Annotated in this window: 19 protein-coding genes and 2 pseudogenes; 11 read left to right on the top strand and 10 right to left on the bottom strand. The window is 44.5% G+C overall.

The window, feature by feature from the left end:
- Positions 1-13: 13 nt before the first annotated feature.
- Entirely contained in the window at positions 14-724 is a 711-nt protein-coding gene (locus J7E26_RS03070; protein WP_214802303.1) for an endonuclease V, read from the top strand.
- A gap of 248 nt (positions 725-972) precedes the next feature.
- A pseudogene (locus tag J7E26_RS18170) lies at positions 973-1,212 on the top strand (hypothetical protein); the annotation flags it as partial.
- Positions 1,213-1,357: 145 nt separating this feature from the next.
- Here J7E26_RS18170 and chrA read toward each other — a convergent pair.
- Genes chrA through chrS form a run of 3 tightly spaced genes read right to left on the bottom strand, consistent with a single transcriptional unit; the run spans position 1,358 to position 2,965 of the window.
- On the bottom strand, positions 1,358-1,891 hold the full coding sequence (gene chrA / locus J7E26_RS03065; RefSeq protein WP_214802308.1) for a chromate efflux transporter ChrA: 534 nt from the start codon (positions 1,889-1,891) through the stop codon (positions 1,358-1,360).
- Positions 1,891-2,475, bottom strand: a complete 585-nt coding sequence (chrB, locus tag J7E26_RS03060; RefSeq protein ID WP_214802311.1) for a chromate efflux transporter ChrB — start codon at positions 2,473-2,475, stop codon at positions 1,891-1,893. Before chrB ends, chrA begins: the two co-directional genes overlap by 1 nt.
- Before the next feature lie 13 nt (positions 2,476-2,488).
- On the bottom strand, positions 2,489-2,965 hold the full coding sequence (chrS, locus tag J7E26_RS03055) for a chromate efflux transcriptional regulator ChrS (protein WP_214802314.1): 477 nt from the start codon (positions 2,963-2,965) through the stop codon (positions 2,489-2,491).
- 211 nt (positions 2,966-3,176) lie between these two features.
- Between chrS and ggt the strand changes: the two genes are divergently transcribed.
- Positions 3,177-4,754: a gamma-glutamyltransferase gene (gene ggt / locus J7E26_RS03050; protein WP_214813079.1), complete on the top strand. Its 1,578-nt coding sequence runs from the start codon at positions 3,177-3,179 to the stop codon at positions 4,752-4,754.
- Between the two features lie 19 nt (positions 4,755-4,773).
- Here the strand turns inward: ggt and J7E26_RS18660 are convergent.
- From J7E26_RS18660 to J7E26_RS03035, 4 genes and pseudogenes are all read right to left on the bottom strand, one after another.
- Positions 4,774-4,965: pseudogene (locus J7E26_RS18660) on the bottom strand (hypothetical protein); the annotation flags it as partial.
- A 28-nt stretch (positions 4,966-4,993) separates the two neighbouring features.
- Positions 4,994-5,341: a DUF4181 domain-containing protein gene (locus J7E26_RS18590; RefSeq protein WP_214802320.1), complete on the bottom strand. Its 348-nt coding sequence runs from the start codon at positions 5,339-5,341 to the stop codon at positions 4,994-4,996.
- 459 nt (positions 5,342-5,800) lie between these two features.
- Entirely contained in the window at positions 5,801-6,421 is a 621-nt protein-coding gene (locus J7E26_RS03040; RefSeq protein WP_214802323.1) for a flavin reductase family protein, read from the bottom strand.
- A 184-nt stretch (positions 6,422-6,605) separates the two neighbouring features.
- The gene (locus J7E26_RS03035; RefSeq protein WP_214813077.1) at positions 6,606-7,037 is read right to left on the bottom strand and encodes a CotG/ExsB N-terminal domain-containing protein; all 432 of its coding nucleotides are present in this window, start codon (positions 7,035-7,037) and stop codon (positions 6,606-6,608) included.
- Between the two features lie 141 nt (positions 7,038-7,178).
- On the opposite strand from J7E26_RS03035, the gene J7E26_RS03030 reads away from it, so the two are divergent.
- From J7E26_RS03030 to J7E26_RS03020, 3 genes are all read left to right on the top strand, one after another.
- Positions 7,179-8,273 (top strand): CotH kinase family protein, encoded by a 1,095-nt coding sequence (locus tag J7E26_RS03030; protein ID WP_214802328.1) that lies wholly within the window; start codon positions 7,179-7,181, stop codon positions 8,271-8,273.
- A gap of 119 nt (positions 8,274-8,392) precedes the next feature.
- Complete coding sequence (locus J7E26_RS03025; RefSeq protein ID WP_214802331.1) at positions 8,393-9,334, top strand: spore coat protein; 942 nt, start codon at positions 8,393-8,395, stop codon at positions 9,332-9,334.
- A gap of 39 nt (positions 9,335-9,373) precedes the next feature.
- Positions 9,374-10,048 (top strand): DUF2642 domain-containing protein, encoded by a 675-nt coding sequence (locus J7E26_RS03020; RefSeq protein WP_214802334.1) that lies wholly within the window; start codon positions 9,374-9,376, stop codon positions 10,046-10,048.
- Between the two features lie 57 nt (positions 10,049-10,105).
- Here J7E26_RS03020 and J7E26_RS03015 read toward each other — a convergent pair whose 3' ends face one another.
- Together J7E26_RS03015 and alsR are read right to left on the bottom strand one after the other, a co-directional pair.
- Entirely contained in the window at positions 10,106-11,440 is a 1,335-nt protein-coding gene (locus tag J7E26_RS03015; RefSeq protein ID WP_286174463.1) for an arsenic transporter, read from the bottom strand.
- 197 nt (positions 11,441-11,637) lie between these two features.
- Positions 11,638-12,546 (bottom strand): acetoin biosynthesis transcriptional regulator AlsR, encoded by a 909-nt coding sequence (gene alsR / locus J7E26_RS03010; protein WP_214802337.1) that lies wholly within the window; start codon positions 12,544-12,546, stop codon positions 11,638-11,640.
- Positions 12,547-12,702: 156 nt separating this feature from the next.
- On the opposite strand from alsR, the gene alsS reads away from it, so the two are divergent.
- From alsS to J7E26_RS02995, 3 genes are all read left to right on the top strand, one after another.
- Entirely contained in the window at positions 12,703-14,415 is a 1,713-nt protein-coding gene (gene alsS, locus J7E26_RS03005) for an acetolactate synthase AlsS (protein ID WP_214802340.1), read from the top strand.
- Between the two features lie 64 nt (positions 14,416-14,479).
- The gene (gene budA / locus J7E26_RS03000) at positions 14,480-15,247 is read left to right on the top strand and encodes an acetolactate decarboxylase (protein ID WP_214802343.1); all 768 of its coding nucleotides are present in this window, start codon (positions 14,480-14,482) and stop codon (positions 15,245-15,247) included.
- A 134-nt stretch (positions 15,248-15,381) separates the two neighbouring features.
- A complete protein-coding gene (locus tag J7E26_RS02995; protein WP_214802346.1) occupies positions 15,382-15,906 on the top strand; it encodes an NAD(P)H-dependent oxidoreductase in 525 nt (174 codons plus the stop codon).
- 31 nt (positions 15,907-15,937) lie between these two features.
- Here J7E26_RS02995 and J7E26_RS02990 read toward each other — a convergent pair whose 3' ends face one another.
- Positions 15,938-16,231, bottom strand: coding sequence for a DUF3892 domain-containing protein (locus tag J7E26_RS02990; protein ID WP_214802349.1), 294 nt, complete (start codon positions 16,229-16,231; stop codon positions 15,938-15,940).
- Positions 16,232-16,391: 160 nt separating this feature from the next.
- Here J7E26_RS02990 and J7E26_RS02985 point away from each other — a divergent pair, with 160 nt between their 5' ends.
- Both J7E26_RS02985 and J7E26_RS02980 read left to right on the top strand, forming a co-directional pair.
- Positions 16,392-17,348 carry a sugar-binding transcriptional regulator gene (locus tag J7E26_RS02985; RefSeq protein ID WP_214802352.1) on the top strand — a complete coding sequence of 319 codons (957 nt, stop codon included), beginning with the start codon at positions 16,392-16,394 and terminating at the stop codon, positions 17,346-17,348.
- Complete coding sequence (locus J7E26_RS02980; protein ID WP_214802355.1) at positions 17,345-17,779, top strand: transcriptional regulator GutM; 435 nt, start codon at positions 17,345-17,347, stop codon at positions 17,777-17,779. Before J7E26_RS02985 ends, J7E26_RS02980 begins: the two co-directional genes overlap by 4 nt.
- The last annotated feature ends 1 nt before the right edge of the window (position 17,780 follow it).

Below are 17,780 nucleotides of genomic sequence, written 5' to 3'. Positions count from 1 at the left end.
TCTTTTTTACTTTATGAAGTTAAACGAAGTTCATGATTTCAACGCAGAAAACAGTCACGAGTTTTTAGACATACAACTAGAACTAAAAAAACGAATCAATTTATCAAATACGTTTAACAAACATTCAATAAAAACATTTGCAGGTGTCGATTTAGCCTACTGGGAGCGGGACGGCGAAACGTATGGAGTTTGCAGCATCATCGTACTGAACGCTCAGACAAAAGAAGTGATTGAAAAAGTTCATAGTGAAGGCAAGATCAGTGTGCCGTATGCTGCCGGATTCCTTGCGTTTCGAGAGCTTCCCCTTATCATAGAAGCTGCTCGTCAATTAAGAACTGAACCTGATATATTTTTATTTGATGGAAACGGTTATCTTCATTATAACCATATGGGAATTGCAACACATGCTTCATTTTTTCTCAACAAACCGACTATAGGAATTGCAAAAACTTATCTCAAGATTAAGGGGCATGATTTCATTATGCCTTATAATGAAGTCGGAGCTTATACAGATATTATGATTGACGAAGAGGTGTATGGACGGGCAGTGCGAACAAGACAAAATGTGAAGCCGATTTTTCTGTCGTGCGGAAACTTTATAGATTTAGAAAGCAGTTATCACATTACAATGAGCTTGATTACGAAAGAAAGTAGGCTGCCAATACCTGTCCGTCTTGCTGATATTGAAACGCATGCACTGCGATCGCATTTTCAAAACAAATGATATCAATGACCTTGAGTGGCTTCTGGCTCTTCAAGGTTTTTGTTTGCTTTTATATGAAAACGAAAATTTATCTAAAACCTTTAGGACGTGAATAAATTGGCGTTTAGACTAACTGCCGCTCATCACAGCTTCAATTAAAAGTTCTATCGCCTGATGTTGAAATATAGAGGTTATCCTTTATTTATGGTTTATTACCTTTAAATTATGAAAGATTGTCATATGCTGGATTTAGGATGGTATCCTGAGGGGATGAAGCATGGTTATTTGATTTTAATCAGGATCTGCCGCAAATTTTTCATAAAACGAAAAACTTGCTGCCGGATGTTGGGTGGTATCCCGAGGGAGACCCGACAGGAAGCTATGGGATAGAGCTCATTAAAAACGAAGATTGGGAACATCCCTTAGAAGATGTAATGTGCAAAGAGCCGAACGAACTAGTGAAACAGCTGGATCGAATTTTTATGAAAGAACTTAATCATGAATACTGAAACAATAAAAAGCAGGCAGCGAAACCTGCTTTTTTTTCATGTCACTCCCGCAAAAGCTGAACGTGTGGGCTCCATCCATTAAACATGAATCAAAAAGTGGAAACGCACACCATCATAAACCAAAACGCCGGGCCGAAATAAACAATTATATATGAGGAATCACCAGCCCTCCGTATACGAAAGCCGCCACGATCAGAATCGCCGGGTGCCATTTTAATTTAGTTAGCGCAACAAGCGAAATGGCAGCAATAACCAAGCATTGAACCCAGCCGATGGCATGTATGCCGTCGGCGCCGATTTTGTACGTAAGAACAAGCATCATGACCGCGATCACAGGCTGAACGGCCAGAGTCATGCCTTTCATAACCGGGGATTGGCGGAAGCGCCGGATGATCCGCAGCAGCACGATCAGCGCGATGGCAGACGGCAAAACCGTCGCGGCCAGTGCGAGAATAAAACCCGGCCAGCTCCCTGCGCTATAGCCGACATAGGCCGCGATCTTTGTGGCGATCGGACCGGGGAGAGCATTGGCGAGCGCCAGCATATTGGAAAGCTCGCCGCCGGACATCCAGCCGTATTTATATATAGGGTCAAACATCAGCGGAATAGAGGCCGGACCGCCCCCGTACCCTAACAAATTCGAAATGAAAAAGGCCAGAAAGATATGAAATAATAGCATTATGCGGTCATCCCTTTATCTTTTTTCTTACGCGTCAGCTGTGCTTTCAGTTTAAAGTGAAAAGCGCCGTATGCGAGAAAAATAATAATCACAACGCCCGGATTAATGGATAATGTCTGCAGGCCGATAAACGCAATCGCAAAAAACAAAATGCCCGTCACCCAGCCGAACCCTTTGACGGCCTTTTGTCCGAATTCATAGGCCATGATGCCGAGCATGACAGCAATGACCGGCGTCACGGCTCCGATCATTCCTGCGACAACGGAGGAGCGGCTGATCACATTAACGGCCGCAAACAAAGCGACCATGGCAAAGCAGGTCGGCAAAATATGAGCGGCGACAGAAAGCGCGGCGCCAAGCGCTCCTTTTTGCTTGTAGCCGAGATATGCAGCCATTTTTGTGGCGATCGGACCCGGCAGTGCGTTTGCGATCGCTAAAATTTCCCCGAATTCATCATCATCTATCCACTTATATTTGTTCACGGCTTCATGGCGGATCAAAGGTATAACGGACGGGCCGCCCCCGAATCCTAATATGCCAGTGCGCACCATCGCCGCCGCAATGTCCCGATAGGGATGCTTCATTGATGTTTCCCCCTTACAATTTCATGCCCATTCTGCTTTTATATCGCTTAATCAGCATTTGACAATCGACACTGACGACGCCTTTTTGCGTATAGAGCCGCTTTGTCAGAAACTCTTCCATATCCTGATCATTTGCGAAAATGCCGTGCATATGCAGCTTGCTCGGTCCGGTCATATGGTAAAGGCTTGTGACCGCAGGCTCCTGCTCCAGCTTTAATGCCGTCGCCTCTAAATACTGCGGCTCCACCTCCACATTGAAAAATACAGACACATGACGGCCGATTTTCGCCGGATTAATGACGGCGGTGAATTTTTCAATCACACCGGCCTCCATTAAGTGCTGAATACGGTTTTGAACGGCTACCCGCGATAGATTAACCCGCTTTCCGAGGTCTGTATAAGAAATCCTGCCTTCCTCGTGCAAAATAGAGAGAATATTTTTATCCGTTTCATCAAGAACAAGATGAGGAATGCTGTATTCATGTTCCAAAGGCTTCACCTTCCTTCATTTGGATAGACAATATTTTATCATAGAACCTTTCGTTTTGAAGGTGTTGATTTTAATTTATTTTCGTAATGAAAAAATTTTAAGGGTGTTTTTTTCGAAAAGAAAAAGTATGTGAACTTATCTTTCAGGGAAGTTGATGCTGGGAGAGGAGCTTTTTTATACTGGAGAAAATTTCATATAAAGGGGCCGTGTCATGAATACTTCAACCATCGGGACGAAACAAATGGTCGTCAGTCCGCATTATCTTGCTTCCCAAGCGGGGGCAGGCATTCTGGAAAGGGGCGGAAATGCGTTCGATGCGGCGGTTGCGGTCAGCGCCTGCCTCGCGGTTGTTTATCCGCATATGACGGGGCTTGGCGGAGATTCATTTTGGCTTACATACCATCAAGAAACAGGCAGGATCAAAGCTTATAACGGCAGCGGGCGCTCAGGGAAGCATGTGACGAGAGAAACGTATAAAGACAGAGGGGCCATTCCGCTGAGGGGGATAGAAAGTGCAATTACCGTTCCGGGGATGGCAGACAGCTGGGATGCCGTTCTGACAGCATACGGGCGTCTGTCCTTGGCCGAGGTGCTGAAGCCGGCGCTCGATTATGCGGCGAACGGATTTCCCGTGTCCGCCGATCAATGCGCCCATACAGAACGAAATCTCGATCTTCTGTCTTCCATTCCGTATACTTCGGACATTTTTACGAGAAACGGAACAGCGCCCGTTCCGGGAGAGCGGTTTGTACAACGGGAGCTGGCGCAAAGCCTGGAGAAAATTTCCGAGAAGGGCCGGAGCGCTTTTTATGAAGGGGATATCGCCCAAAGCATCACGTCATTTCTTCAAAACAACGGCGGCCATCTGACGCTTGAGGACTTTAAAGCGCACCGCGGCGAATGGTCCGATCCGGTAACGGTTGATTATCGCGGATACAGCATCTGTCAGGCGCCTCCGAATTCACAGGGCTTTACGGGATTAATGACTCTGAATATATTAGAAAATTATGATTTTTATCATATTGAACATGGTTCGTTTGAATATTATCACGTGCTGGTGGAGGCGCTGAAAAAGAGCTTTCAAGATCGAAACGCGGTGCTGACGGATCCGGCGTTTTCCCATATTCCGCTTGACCGTCTGCTTGATAAAACGTATGCAAAGCAGCTTGCTGAAGAAATCGGCTATTTGGCTGCACCGGCCGAAAGCAGGCCGGTCGGCAGTGACACGGCCTATACCGCCATCGTTGATTCGGAAGGAAACGCCGTTTCATTTATTCAAAGCCTTTATTTTGAGTTCGGATCTGCTGTAACGGCAGGAGAGACAGGCATTCTGCTGCAAAACCGCGGCTCTTTTTTCTCACTGGATGAATCACACGTCAATACGCTTGAACCCGGTAAGCGAACCTTTCACACGCTCATGCCGGCGATGGCCTGCAAAGAGGGGAAGCCGAAAATTCTGTACGGCACGCAGGGAGGAGAAGGACAGCCGCAAACACAGACAGCGGTCATCACGCGCATCATTGACTATCAGATGGATCCGCAGCGGGCGGTCAGTGAGCCGCGCTGGGTCTGGGGGCGAACATGGGGAGAAGATTATGAAGGGCTGAGGGTGGAAAATAGAATCAGCCAGGAGACAACAGAAAAATTGAAACAAAGCGGCCATCATGTAGAAATCGTCGGCGATTTTGACAGACTCATGGGACACGCGGGCGCCATTGTCATAGATGAAGAGGGCTTCCTCCAAGGAGGAGCCGACCCGCGCGGCGACGGGGCAGCTGTCGGGATATAACGGCATCATACCGTCTCAGTTATTGAGACGGTACGGTTATTCCTTCCGCTTCGCATCTTATCCGATAAAAATACTGTAACACTTCATGTTTACCTTTTTTATCTACAGTAATGAATGCCCTGCCTCTTTGGTCGGGGGCTTTTCGATACCTTATGTTATGATAACAGACCCGATGTCTTAAAGCTTCGCATAAAAAGTGTTCTAATTGCTGCTTTGTTTTACTCCTTCAAAAATAACACTTATCCATTCATAAAAAATAGTATTATTCCAAACACAAAAATGAGGCCTATATTAAATAAATAAAGGATATATTGCTTCTCTTCCGGTCTGTACCTCCATTCCATAACAGCTCTTACGAGAAAAAATAAAGAAAAATACAAGGTGAGCAGAAAAATATTTTGATAAAAAACAATGATTACGAAATAAGAAATAATCATTCCAATTTCAATCCATTTATGAACCCTATTCACGTGTTCATAATGCCCGTTTTGTTTGGGGATGTTATATATCCTTCGGGCGGCATAATAAAAAACAGCAATGACGGCAGCTGCGGTCAGCAGGATGATAAAAATATGAAGCAAATCCATATCACTTACTCCTTTCCTGTCTTCTTTTATTTACGCATAACCATCTTAAAAGTTCTGCGCAATGCGGATAGGATGGATCTCAGAAGAAATGAAAAATATAAAAAGATGTAAAACGAAGAGATTCTCTGAATTGTCCAGGGGAGGTTATTGGAAAATAGCGAGCGGTTCAATGAAATTCCGTGATTGTTTTCTGGAAATACATACACTGCATATATGCCGACAGTTTCCCTATGTGGTCTGAACAGTCATCAGGCATGCTTCAGTTTGTTGATGATGAAGTGAAAAAAGAGCGGGACATTCCTGCCAGCTGGAAGCTCATTACGCAAATGCGTTTTGGCACCCTGTGCAGGGAGCGGGCATGCAGTTTAAAGACTTTGTAAATTTTATAAATAAGAGAAAAAAGCCCCTTTGTAAAAGGGGTCTTTTTGACTAGTTTCTTCTATTAAAATGGCGGTTGTTTCAGGTTGGACGAACAAGCGTATATTTCTCACCGAGTTTGGCGTACTCATTCCCCGCAAGCCTCGCTGCGGGCTGTAATGCATCAGTCCGTATGTAGCCTTTACCTGCATCGTATACTTTATCGTCTAAATGAAAACAAACGACTCTGCCGATGATGAGGTCAGTCGTGGTTTCCCCGCGGTCGTTTTGGAACGGAAGATGGTGCTCCAGTCTGCATTCAAATCTGACTTTTGCTTCTTTAATGCCGGGTACGCTGACACAGGCGCTCTCTGCAGCGGAAAGGGCTGTCAGATCAAGTTCACTGGCGTCAGGGTCAAGTCGTGCCGCCGTTTTGTTAATGTCCTCAATGATTGACTCATCGCTGACATGCACGACAAATTCCTTATTCGCCAGTGCGTTTCTGGCGGTATCCTTCTGTCGTCCGTCCTCTCTGCTGACAGAGATGGCAAGAAGCGGCGGATCTGCACTGACAACGTTATAAAAACTGAATGGCGCTGCGTTTATAGCGCCGTTAATGGATGAAAGCGTAGTGACAAATGCGATCGGCCGCGGTACCACGGTACCCGAAAGCAATTTGTAGATGGCCTTTCCGCTAAGTTCCTCCGCTCGTAATGTATACATGACATCGACCGCCTTTCTTGAGTATGAATTAATTATAACGAAAGAAAATCCAGAAAAACAACAAAAGAGACCGGGTTGCATATCTTATTTCGTGACATATATCTATATGAGGAAAAAGCGGAGGAAAAAAAAGGCTTCCGTTAGCCGGCAGCCTATATACAAACAATATTCGGTTTTTCACGGATTATTTGTAGGATTTTTTTACAACCCATATATTTCCGTCTTTCCAATACTCTGTTTTGCTGCAGTAATCGTCTTTTTTGCCGTTTTGTTTTTTCTTTTGAGCACGGTAAGGTTTTTTGTAAGAGCGTTTTTTGGAACGGCAATTTTTTTTATGGCTGCGGGATCTTTTGTGAGAACAGAAAGATTTTTTATGGCTGCGAGATCTTTTGTGAGAACAGAAAGATTTTTTATGGCTGCGGGATCTTTTGTGAGAACAGAAAGATTTTTTATGGCTGCGAGATTTTTTGTGAGAACGGTGCGATTTTTTATGGCTGCGAGATTTTTTCTTACTGCTTTTTCTGCTGTGCGGCTCTTGGTACAAATAACTTTTCAATCCCTCGTTGCTTGCGGATCTTACCGCTTCTTTGATATCAGAATGGGAATAGTGGCCCATTTTGAAACCTCCTCTTTGAAATTTAGTTTAAGGATGCGCTCCTTACTACCACATAGTACGCTGGGATGAAAAAAGTGTATAAGTGTTCTGCTGAGTTTTGTAAAAATGGAATAGCCTAAAATTCTGCAAGGGGGTTTACAGGTGAAAAACCAATCAACATTGCCTCTGTACCAGCTGTTTGTTCACCCGAAAGACTTACGGGAGCTGAAAAAAGACATCTGGGATGATGATCCGGTGCCTGCTGTGCTGAGAGTTAGACAAAAACGGCTGGATATTGATCTGGCGTATCGCGGCTCTCATATAAGAGATTTTAAGAAAAAATCGTATCACATCGCCTTTTATCAGCCAAAAACATATCGCGGAGCTAAAGAAATCCATTTGAATGCCGAGTACAAGGACCCGTCCATGATGCGGAACAAACTGTCTCTGGATTTTTTCGCAGAGCTTGGCACACTGTCACCGAGAGCGGATTTCGTTTCCATCCAAATCAACGGTAAAAATGAAGGGATTTATCTTGAGCTTGAGTCAGTAGATGAATACTTTCTGGCGAAAAGGAACATGGCCAAAGGCGCTATATTTTACGCAGTTGATGATGACGCCAATTTCTCACTCGTCAGCGACCTTGAGCGGGATACGAAAACATCACTTGAACTGGGATATGAAAAGAAAACGGGAACGGAAGAAGACGATTTCCGCTTACAGGATATGATCTATAAAATTAATACGGTGCCAAAGTCAGAGTTCAAGGCGGAAATTGTGAAGCACTTGCATGTGGATAAGTATTTGCGGTGGCTTGCCGGCATCGTCTTTACGTCAAACTACGACGGGTTTGTTCATAATTACGCATTGTACAGGAATCATGAAACAGGCCTGTTTGAAGTCATCCCATGGGACTACGATGCCACGTGGGGAAGAGACATTCACGGGGAGCGGATGGATGCGGATTATGTCAGAATCCAGGGGTTTAATACTTTGACGGCAAGGCTTCTGGATGAACCGTATTTCCGCAAAGCGTATCAAAGGATTTTGGATGAGACGCTCAAAACGCAATTTACAATTGAACATATGAAACCGAAAGTCATGTCGCTCTATGAGCAAATCAGGCCTTATGTTCTGAACGATCCTTATAAAAAAGATGAGATTGACCGCTTTGATCGGGAGCCCGATGTGATCTGCGAATATATTAAAGAACGGTCAGCCTTCATTATGAGTGAATTAAGACAATGGAATGTCTGAATTGGGCAGAAAGAAGGATTTTATACAAATAGGCTGGTGAAGCAGTTCCTAAAATAATCGGGATACGTATATATGCATTATGGTTTGCCAATATGTATAAATAACTAGGAGGACAATAGATGAGACGCAATACGAATCGGCAACGGTCTGATTACAACTTTCTAAATTCGATGGAAGGAAAAGTGATTACTGTCTACCGGGGAGGTCCCGAGTCTAAGACCGGCAGATTAGCAGATATCAAAACGGATTATATCGCTCTCCAGGTTGATAATAACATCATTTATTATCAATGGAAGCATGTCAAAAGCGTTACTGAAGATACGAATAATACCTTATCTCCGGCTGAGGCAATTGAATGTGCCGAGGCTGATGATTTTCAAGAATTGATTCACCGGATGATCAGCCAGACTGTTCAATTGAATCAGGGCGGTCCGGAATCAAAAAAGGGAAAGCTTCACGAAGCCGGAGATGATTTCCTTGTGCTGGAAACCGAGGATGACGGAATTGTGTACTTTAACACGGACCATATTAAAAGTGTGAGCGTGGAAAACGCGGCAGATGACGAAACTGATGAGCCAGCGGACTATGAAATGGCTGATGACTTTCACGGTATATTTAAAAGCATGACCCACAAATGGGTTTCCATCAACCGCGGGGGTCCGGAAGCCGTAGAAGGTATACTTGTTGATAATTCGGAAGGTCACTATACCCTTGTAAAGGATAAAGAAGTTCTGCGGATCCATCCTTTTCATATCAAAAGCATCAGCGCGGGTTCTAAAGGTGCGGCTAAAAAAGAAGAGGAACAAAATGAGAAGGAGTCCGCCGAGGAGAAATCAGAAGAAGTGCCGTCACATACTTCTTCTAAAAGAACTGGGACTTCATCACGATCTTCAGGATCTTCAAGATCTTCAAGATCTTCAAGATCTTCAAGATCTTCAAGATCTTCAAGATCACATCGATCCTCAAAAAGAAGAGAAAAGGACTCATACAAAGAGGACTCATACAATTACGGAACGGTGTTAAGAACGGTGGATTATCGGTGGAAGCGCGGCCGTAAGTGAAAGCGATGAATGACAAATAAGGCGGAGAGGGGGAAACAAATGGCTGGTTTGAGCAAGTTTGTGGATAAACAAGTAGACATCGAGATTTCGGGAAATACGAATTTCACAGGGACACTGTTAGATATCGGGCAGGATATCATTGTGATTTATGACGGCCGGCATTTTTTATATATACCGCTATTGCACCTTCAGCGGATGAATCTGGCGTTTCCGGGCGATTTAAATGAAGGAGCTTACACAAAAAAAGAAAATCCGCATTCCGAAACGCTGGAGAATTCATTTTCTTACCGGAATACGCTTCTCAATATAAAAGGCAAATTTACAGAAATATTCGTTACAGGGGACCGCTCCATCCATGGATATGTAACAAGTGTTTTAAATGACTATATCGTATTCTTCTCTCCTGTTTATAAGACTCTTTTTATCTCAATGCATCATTTAAAATGGCTGACTCCTTACTCCACTGAGCAAACGCCCTACACATTAAAAAGCTCAGAGCTGCCGGTTGTTCCTTCTAATGTCCCGCTTGTCCGAAATTTTGAAGAGCAATTAAAAAAATATATCGGTCAGCTGATTATATTGGATTTAGGGGATCTGCCGAACAAAGTGGGGCTGTTAAAGAATGTTTCAGATAATATCCTTGAACTGAACGATGCGAGCGGAAATACGGTTTTTTGGAAATTGAATCATTTAAAAACCATGCATCTTCCATAAATGATAAAACTGCCTCTTTTTACAGAAGGCAGTTTTTTTATTGAACCTGTTCCACTTCTATAGATAAATCCAACTGATCCAAAGATATAAAATAGTCAGGGTAAATAAGACAGTAAGCGGAATCACAATGATAGTTGTTTTCACGTATTCTTTCCAAGAGACTTTTTCGCCGTGCTGTTTTAAAATGTGCATCCAAATGAGTGTAGCTAATGTTCCGATCGGCAAAAGCAAAGACCCGATATCACTGCCGATAATATTTGTCAGATAAATGATTTTTGCGGTTAATGGGTCAATCGTCATTTCAGTTAACGTCAAGGTGCTGATCATTAAGGCGGGATGGTTGTTAAATAGGTTAGAGAGGACAGATGTAGCCGGACCCATAATAAATGCCGCGTGGGCGATGCTTTGTGATACATAAGGCTCGAGATATTGAACCAGCAATGCGGTCAGTCCGATATTATGCAGCCCGTAGATGACAATATACATAGTGAAGGCAAAAACAAAAATATGCCAAGGCGCTTTTAATAATAAATCTTTTGGGCCTATTTTTAAATAACACCATCTCCAGCTGAGCAGGATGACAGAGCTGATAACTGCCACAAGTGAAACTGATATGCCGGTGTACGAAGCTGCAAATAAACTGATTCTGACTAAAAAAACAAACATCAAGACACAAAACATGACTTTCGTCCGGCTGTCTCCTGTCAGCTCAGGGCCGGGCTGGAGAGGATGGTATCTTTTATGCTCCAGGGAATCAAAATAAGACGGAATTTCGGGCAGCTGTTTCGGCAGGCGTTTGTAAAAGAAAGCAAACAGCAGGAACGCCATAAATATAAGCCCCAATATACCGGGGACGAACATCATATTGGTATACAAATAAAGATCCATTCCAATCATTTTGAGGGAAATTAAATTAACGATATTACTTACGCCGATAGGGGTGCTTGCCGCTGTCGCAATTAAGACGCCGCTTATCAAATAAGGTGTTTTTTGATGTTTTTTCAGCCCGAGATATTTTAAAACCAACAGTAAAATGGGGGTGGTGATTAACACACTGCCGTCGTTATTCAGGAAAAGAGTCATAGAAAAACAAAGCAGATTCGTTAACCAAAAAAGCCGGATGCCTGATCCTTTTGCTCGATGAAGCAGCTTGGCTGCCACCCAGTAAAAAAAACCGAAGCTTTCTAACGCAATAGCCATGACCATCGTGGAAATAATCGTAAGAGATGCTTCGGTGACTTTTGACCCAATATCCCACAAGTCATAAAGGGAAACAGTCCCGCATAGTAAAACGAGAATGGCGCCCAGTGTTGCAGGCACGGCTTCATTTAATCCTTTTGGTCTCCAAAATATAAGAATGATTGTCAACAAAAATGAAATCAGGGTTAACATGACGTTTATATGTGAAATATGTCCTGCCTCCTTTTGAATAGGTAAATGCCGCACCAGTATTTTTATCCCTTCTAATCAGTTGTACTGTATGTATACGAGTACCGGCTGTAAGGTGTACTGAGCGTTTCTATTAATTTCATAAAAATCCATAAAAGCCACACAAAAAAAAGAGGCTGCTCTTCGGCGTGCCTCCTTTTTTATGTGTTTGTCACGTTCGCTTGTAATAAAGCCTGGCGTTTATTCACAATATCGAGAAAATGTTTCAAAATCGGATTTTGGTTATCCTTGCGATAGGCGATGACCCATTCGGCGGTAAGCTGTATATGATTGATGTCCCGGTAGGCGACTTCAAGGTTGAACAGCTTTTTGGCTGAAGAGGGCACAAAGGTAATGCCAATGCCCGCGCTTACCAATCCAATCACCATTTGGTATTCCGTCGCTTCTTGAATGATTTTCGGTTTAAAACCTGCCTGTTCACAGAAATTTACAAATTCAAGATATAAAGTCGGCCATGTTTCTTTAGCCAAGGTGATAATCGGTTCATTTTCTAAATCTTGAATTTCTATTATTTTCTTAGCGGCAAGCGGGTGCTGTTTCGGCAAAGCGAGAATGCACGGACTGCTTTGCACTTTTTCCATATGTAATGCCGAGTGCTGCAAAGGCGGATGAAGGATGCCGATATCAATATTCCCCTTTAAGAGCTCTTCTTGCTGTCTGAAAGAAGATATTTCACGCAGGTCTACCTTAACGGAGGGGAATAATTCACGAAACTCCCGAATGATCGGCGGCAGAAATTCATATGTAGCCGAGCCGACAAAGCCGACGACGAGGCGGCCGAGTTCCCCCCGGGCTGTCCGCTGAGCCATTTCAATCGCTTTGTCTATTTGTTCGATTGCGTTTCTGCTGTGTTTTAAAAAACTTTCTCCGGCTGCAGAAAGCTCCACAACCCGTTTCGTCCGCTTCAATAAGGTCACGCCTACTTCTTTTTCGAGCTGTTTGATCTGCTGGCTTAGGGGCGGCTGGGTCATATTCAGCCGAAGCGCGGCTTTGCCGAAATGAAGTTCTTCGGCAACGGCAATAAAGTATTGAAGGTGGCGCAGCTCCATCCTTAACCATTCCTTTCCTTTGGTTAATTATTCGTGAAACATATTAATCATACGGCGAATTGATATTGGAGGTCAATTTCCAAAGAGTGTATAGTGAATAATATCACAAATTACTTAAAATTTTATATTTAATATGCATAATAAGGAGTGAGGGTGTTGGCAAAAGCAGCAAATGAATTAAAAACCTCTGGAAAGAATCGTGGGGCGGAGCTTGTTGTTGATTGCTTAGTGGAGCAAGGTGTCACACATGTATTTGGCATTCCGGGTGCAAAAATCGATGCGGTATTTGATGCGTTAAAAGATAAAGGACCTGAACTGGTTTTGTGCCGTCATGAACAAAACGCTGCGTTTATGGCAGCGGCTGTCGGAAGGTTAACGGGAAAACCGGGAGTATGCCTGGTGACTTCAGGCCCGGGGGCATCCAATTTAGCAACCGGATTGTTAACGGCTAATACAGAAGGTGATCCGGTAGTGGCACTGGCAGGAAACGTCATTCGGTCCGACCGGTTAAAACGGACACACCAATCATTGGACAACGCGGCGTTATTTCAGCCGATTACAAAATACAGTGTAGAAGTACAGGAAACAGGGAATATACCAGAAGCGGTAACGAACGCGTTCAGGGCAGCGTCAGCAGGTCAGGCAGGCGCAGCTTTTGTGAGCTTTCCGCAAGATGTTGTGAATGAAATCACAAGTGTGAAAAACGTGCGCAGCGTGCCGTCACCGAAACAAGGACCTGCACCGGAAGAATTAATCAGCGCAGCCATTGCAAAAATCCAGACGGCGAAACTCCCCGTTCTGTTAGTCGGTATGAAAGGCGGCAGACCGGAAGCGGTCAAAGCGATCCGCGAATTGCTTGCGAAAACGAAACTGCCGTTCGTGGAAACATATCAAGGTGCCGGCACATTGTCCAGAGAGCTGGAGGACCAATATTTCGGCCGGATCGGACTGTTCCGCAACCAGCCGGGCGATCTTCTGCTTGAACAGGCGGATGTCGTATTAACGATCGGTTATGATCCGATTGAGTACGATCCGAAGTTCTGGAATGTAAAAGGCGACCGCGCCATTATCCACCTTGACGAGATTCAGGCGGATATCGACCATGCATACCAGCCGGAACTTGAATTGTTAGGTGATATCGCCGCCACTGTCAAACAAATTGAACATGATGCGGTGAAATTTGATATGTGCAGCCATAAACAAGAAGTGCTTGACGAATTAAAAGAAATGCTTCTTGAAAGTGAAAAGGCTCCTGCTGAACACAATTCCGACAGAGTGCATCCATTGCAAATCGTGCAGGAATTACGCAGCGCAATCGATGACAATGTGACTGTTACATGTGATATCGGCTCTCACGCCATTTGGATGTCACGCTATTTCCGTGCTTATGAGCCGCTGAAGCTGTTGATCAGCAACGGAATGCAGACATTGGGCGTAGCTCTTCCTTGGGCAATTGCCGCAACATTAGTGAATCCTGGTGAAAAAGTGGTTTCCGTATCAGGAGACGGCGGCTTCCTGTTCTCGGCAATGGAATTGGAAACGGCGGTCCGCCTGAAATCATCTATCGTTCATCTTGTCTGGAATGACAGCACATATGACATGGTTGCGTTCCAGCAAATGAAAAAATATAACCGTACATCATGCGTAGATTTCGGAAACATTGACATCGTAAAGTATGCAGAAAGCTTCGGCGCTACCGGATTGCGTGTCGAATCACCGGAACAGCTTGCAGACGTGCTGCAAAAAGGCTTGAATACAGAGGGGCCTGTTATCATCGACATTCCGGTCGATTACAGCGACAACGTCCATCTTTCAAGCGACATGCTTCCGAAGCAATTTGAAGAAAAAATGAAAGCAAAAGCTCTCTAGCACTCTGCGCACCACGAACCTGTTTTCAGATGAACAGACCAAACTTAAAAGGAGTGAAGGGAATATGCAAAATACAAGCGACATTCAAGTGCTGAGCCGCGGAAAAAAAAGCCGGCCCGAGGATCAGGTCTATCAAGTATCAACAATGACTTCTCTGTTGGACGGAGTGTATGACGGAGATTTTGATATGGCTGACATTCCGAAATTCGGAGATTTCGGAATCGGCACCTTTAACAAACTGGACGGCGAACTGATCGGGTTTGACGGAGAATTTTACCGTTTGCGCGGCGACGGAACGGCAACGCCCGTGCAAAGCGGAGACCTGTCACCTTTCTGTTCATTTACGTTCTTTACACCGGATATCACGCACAAAATTGATGCGAGAATGACGCGCGAAGAATTTGAACAGGAAATCGCAAGCCTTCTGCCGAGCAAAAACTTATTTTATGCGATCCGTTTAGACGGCGTATTTAAAAAAGTGCAGACGAGAACGGTAGAACGTCAGGAGAAACCGTACGTGCCGATGGTTGAAGCGGTAAAAACACAGCCTGTGTTTAACTTCGACAACATTAACGGAACGATCGCGGGCTTCTGGACACCTGGTTACGCAAACGGTATTGCTGTTTCCGGCTATCATCTGCATTTCATTGATGAAGGCCGCAATTCCGGGGGGCACGTGTTTGACTATGTGATTGAAGAGTGCACCGTCACCATTTCTCAAAAATTGAACATGAACCTCAAACTTCCGAACACGGCGGACTTCTTCAACGCAAACTTAGATAACCCTGACTTTGCGAAAGATATTGAAACGACAGAAGGAAGCCCTGAATAATCAATAAAAAAGAAAGTCCTTTTTGAAGTGCACCCCGCATTTTAGACAAAATCTAAAATGTGGAGGTGCTTTTCTTTTGTTTGTCTGAACGGAATAAAGTAAAATATAGTCAAAAAGATAAAGGTGTGGTTGCTGTGAAAACAATGGTTTTAGTTGTTCATCCCGATATGGAAAACTCGGCAGTCAATAAGGCGTGGGCGGAAGAATTAAAAACCCATGATGATATTACTGTCCGTGAGCTTTATAAAGAATATCCGAATGAAAAAATTGACGCGGAGAAGGAGCGGCAGCTGTGCGAACAGTATGATCGGATTGTTTTTCAATTTCCGCTGTATTGGTACAGCTCGCCTCCGCTTTTAAAAAAATGGCTTGATCATGTGCTGACTTATGGATGGGCTTACGGATCTGAAGGAAAAGCGCTCCGCGGAAAGGAACTGATGCTGGCTGTTTCCGTCGGTGCCGAAGAGGATAAATACCAGGCCGGCGGCGCCAATCATTTTTCATTGAGCGAGCTTTTAAAACCGTTTCAGGCAACGTGCAATTTTACCGGCATGACATATTTGCCGCCTTTCGCGTTTTACGGCGTAATGAACACCGGTGCGGCCGACATTGCCGACAGCGCACAACGGCTGGCCGGCTACATCAAAAAATCATTTTAAGCAAAAGCCCTGATCATCAGGGCTTTTTTTGTTAAAACTCAGGCAGCTCGCTTAAATTATTTTCCTTTATCCCGTCCGGCTCACTGCGCAATATATCCCGCCCGTATTTATGAAAGACGTCCGTGTGGGCAAGCAGGCCGGCTTTAGCTTCGGCTAATGCTGAAGGGTAATCAAGCTCTCTGCCCCTGTTTGTCTTCACGGCGATGATATTGCCGTCATCATTTCTTCTGACAGCGATAATTTCTTCCTCACCCGGATGTGCCGGGGGCTGTTTCTCAGTCTCGCGGTGCTTATATTGTTCATACGCTTCTTCAAAATGATCCATGATGCCACCTCCATTTATTAAGGTAAACGAATCGGCTTTATATCATTCATTTGTTCTATATAAAAAATGATTGACTCAATTGGTATGAAACCGTATACTGAAAGCGCAACCATAGCACATATGACTATATATTGCACATTTGTGCAAAGGGGTGAGACAGGTGAATCAAGGAGATGAAAAGCGTCTTTTAGTCAAAATCGCTCAAATGTATTATGAGCATGACATGACGCAAAGTGATATTTCAAAAGCGCTCGACATATACCGCACGTCGGTCAGCAGGCTGTTAAAAAAAGCCCGTGAGGAAGGAATCGTCAAGATTACCATTGATAATGAGTTAGCGGGGCAAATCAATTTAGAGACAGAATTAGAGCGAGCATTCGGCCTGAAGGAAGCCATCGTCATTCCCGTTCAGCCGGGCCAGACCGATCAGGAAAAAAAATCATTGATCGCAAAAGCCGGTGCCGAGCTTTTGAAGCGGATCGTAAAAGATAACGATGTCGTCGGGTTTGCTTGGGGAAGCACATTGGCCGAAATGGTGGGGGAACTGCATAATTGCCCGAAACGTGACGCTTATTTTGTCCCTTTAGTCGGCGGTCCGGGTACAATGGACACGAAATATCATGTCAATACAATCGTCTATAACATTGCGAACGACTTTGGCGGAACCGCTCAATTTATTGATGCCTCGGCGGTGGTAGAGAGAAAAGAAACAAAGCGGGACATCGTCCAATCCCACTACTTTTCTAAAATATCCGATTTCTGGCGCAAGCTGTCGGTAGCGGTTATCGGAATCGGCGCGCCGATCAAATCTTCCAATATGATCTGGACGGGTTTTTACGGCGACAAGGATATCAATGATTTGAATGAGCTTGGAGCAATTGGCGATATTTGTTCCCGTTTTTACGGCCGGGACGGGGCACTGGTGGATTCAGAGCTTTCCGACCGTACGATAGCGATTGAGCTGGAGCAGCTGAAACAAACGAGATACACGATCGGCATCGCGGAATCAATAGAAAAAGTGCCGTCCATCCTCGGTGCCTTGAAAGGCGGTTACATGAACTGCTTCATTACGACAGACGAAACCGCGCACTCTTTATTGAAGGAGCCGCGCCTATGATGTGGATGATTGCTATCATCGCTTTGGCGTGGCTTCTCCAAAGTGCATTCGGTTTTTTGCAGATCAGGCATTTTAATCAAGAATATGCAAAATTGAGAAAGCTGGGGAGAGTGGTCATCGGCAAAAGAACGGCGCGGGTGCAGGCCGGTACGGTTGTAATGTTTGCGATTGACGGAAAAAACCGCATCACAGCCGCTAAAAAAATGCAAGGGCTTACAGTTTTCTCAAGAATCAGACAATTGGAGGGGTTTAACGGAAAATATTTTCCCGCACTGACTGAGGAGGATATCAGCACAGCTGACCGCCTGACGCAAATCGCCATTCGTGACGCATTAAACAGCTATCACATTCTCTCTAAAGGAGGTGAGCTTCAACAGAAAAAAAGCTTAGCGGATTTATTTCCGGTAAGGAGAAAAAAGAAAACGGGGTGAT

It is taken from the genome of Bacillus sp. ISL-51 (genome assembly GCF_018613535.1).
Lineage (GTDB): Bacteria > Bacillota > Bacilli > Bacillales > Bacillaceae > Bacillus.
Note: the sequence above shows the minus strand (reverse complement) of the source record. Positions and strands in the feature narration are given on the sequence as shown.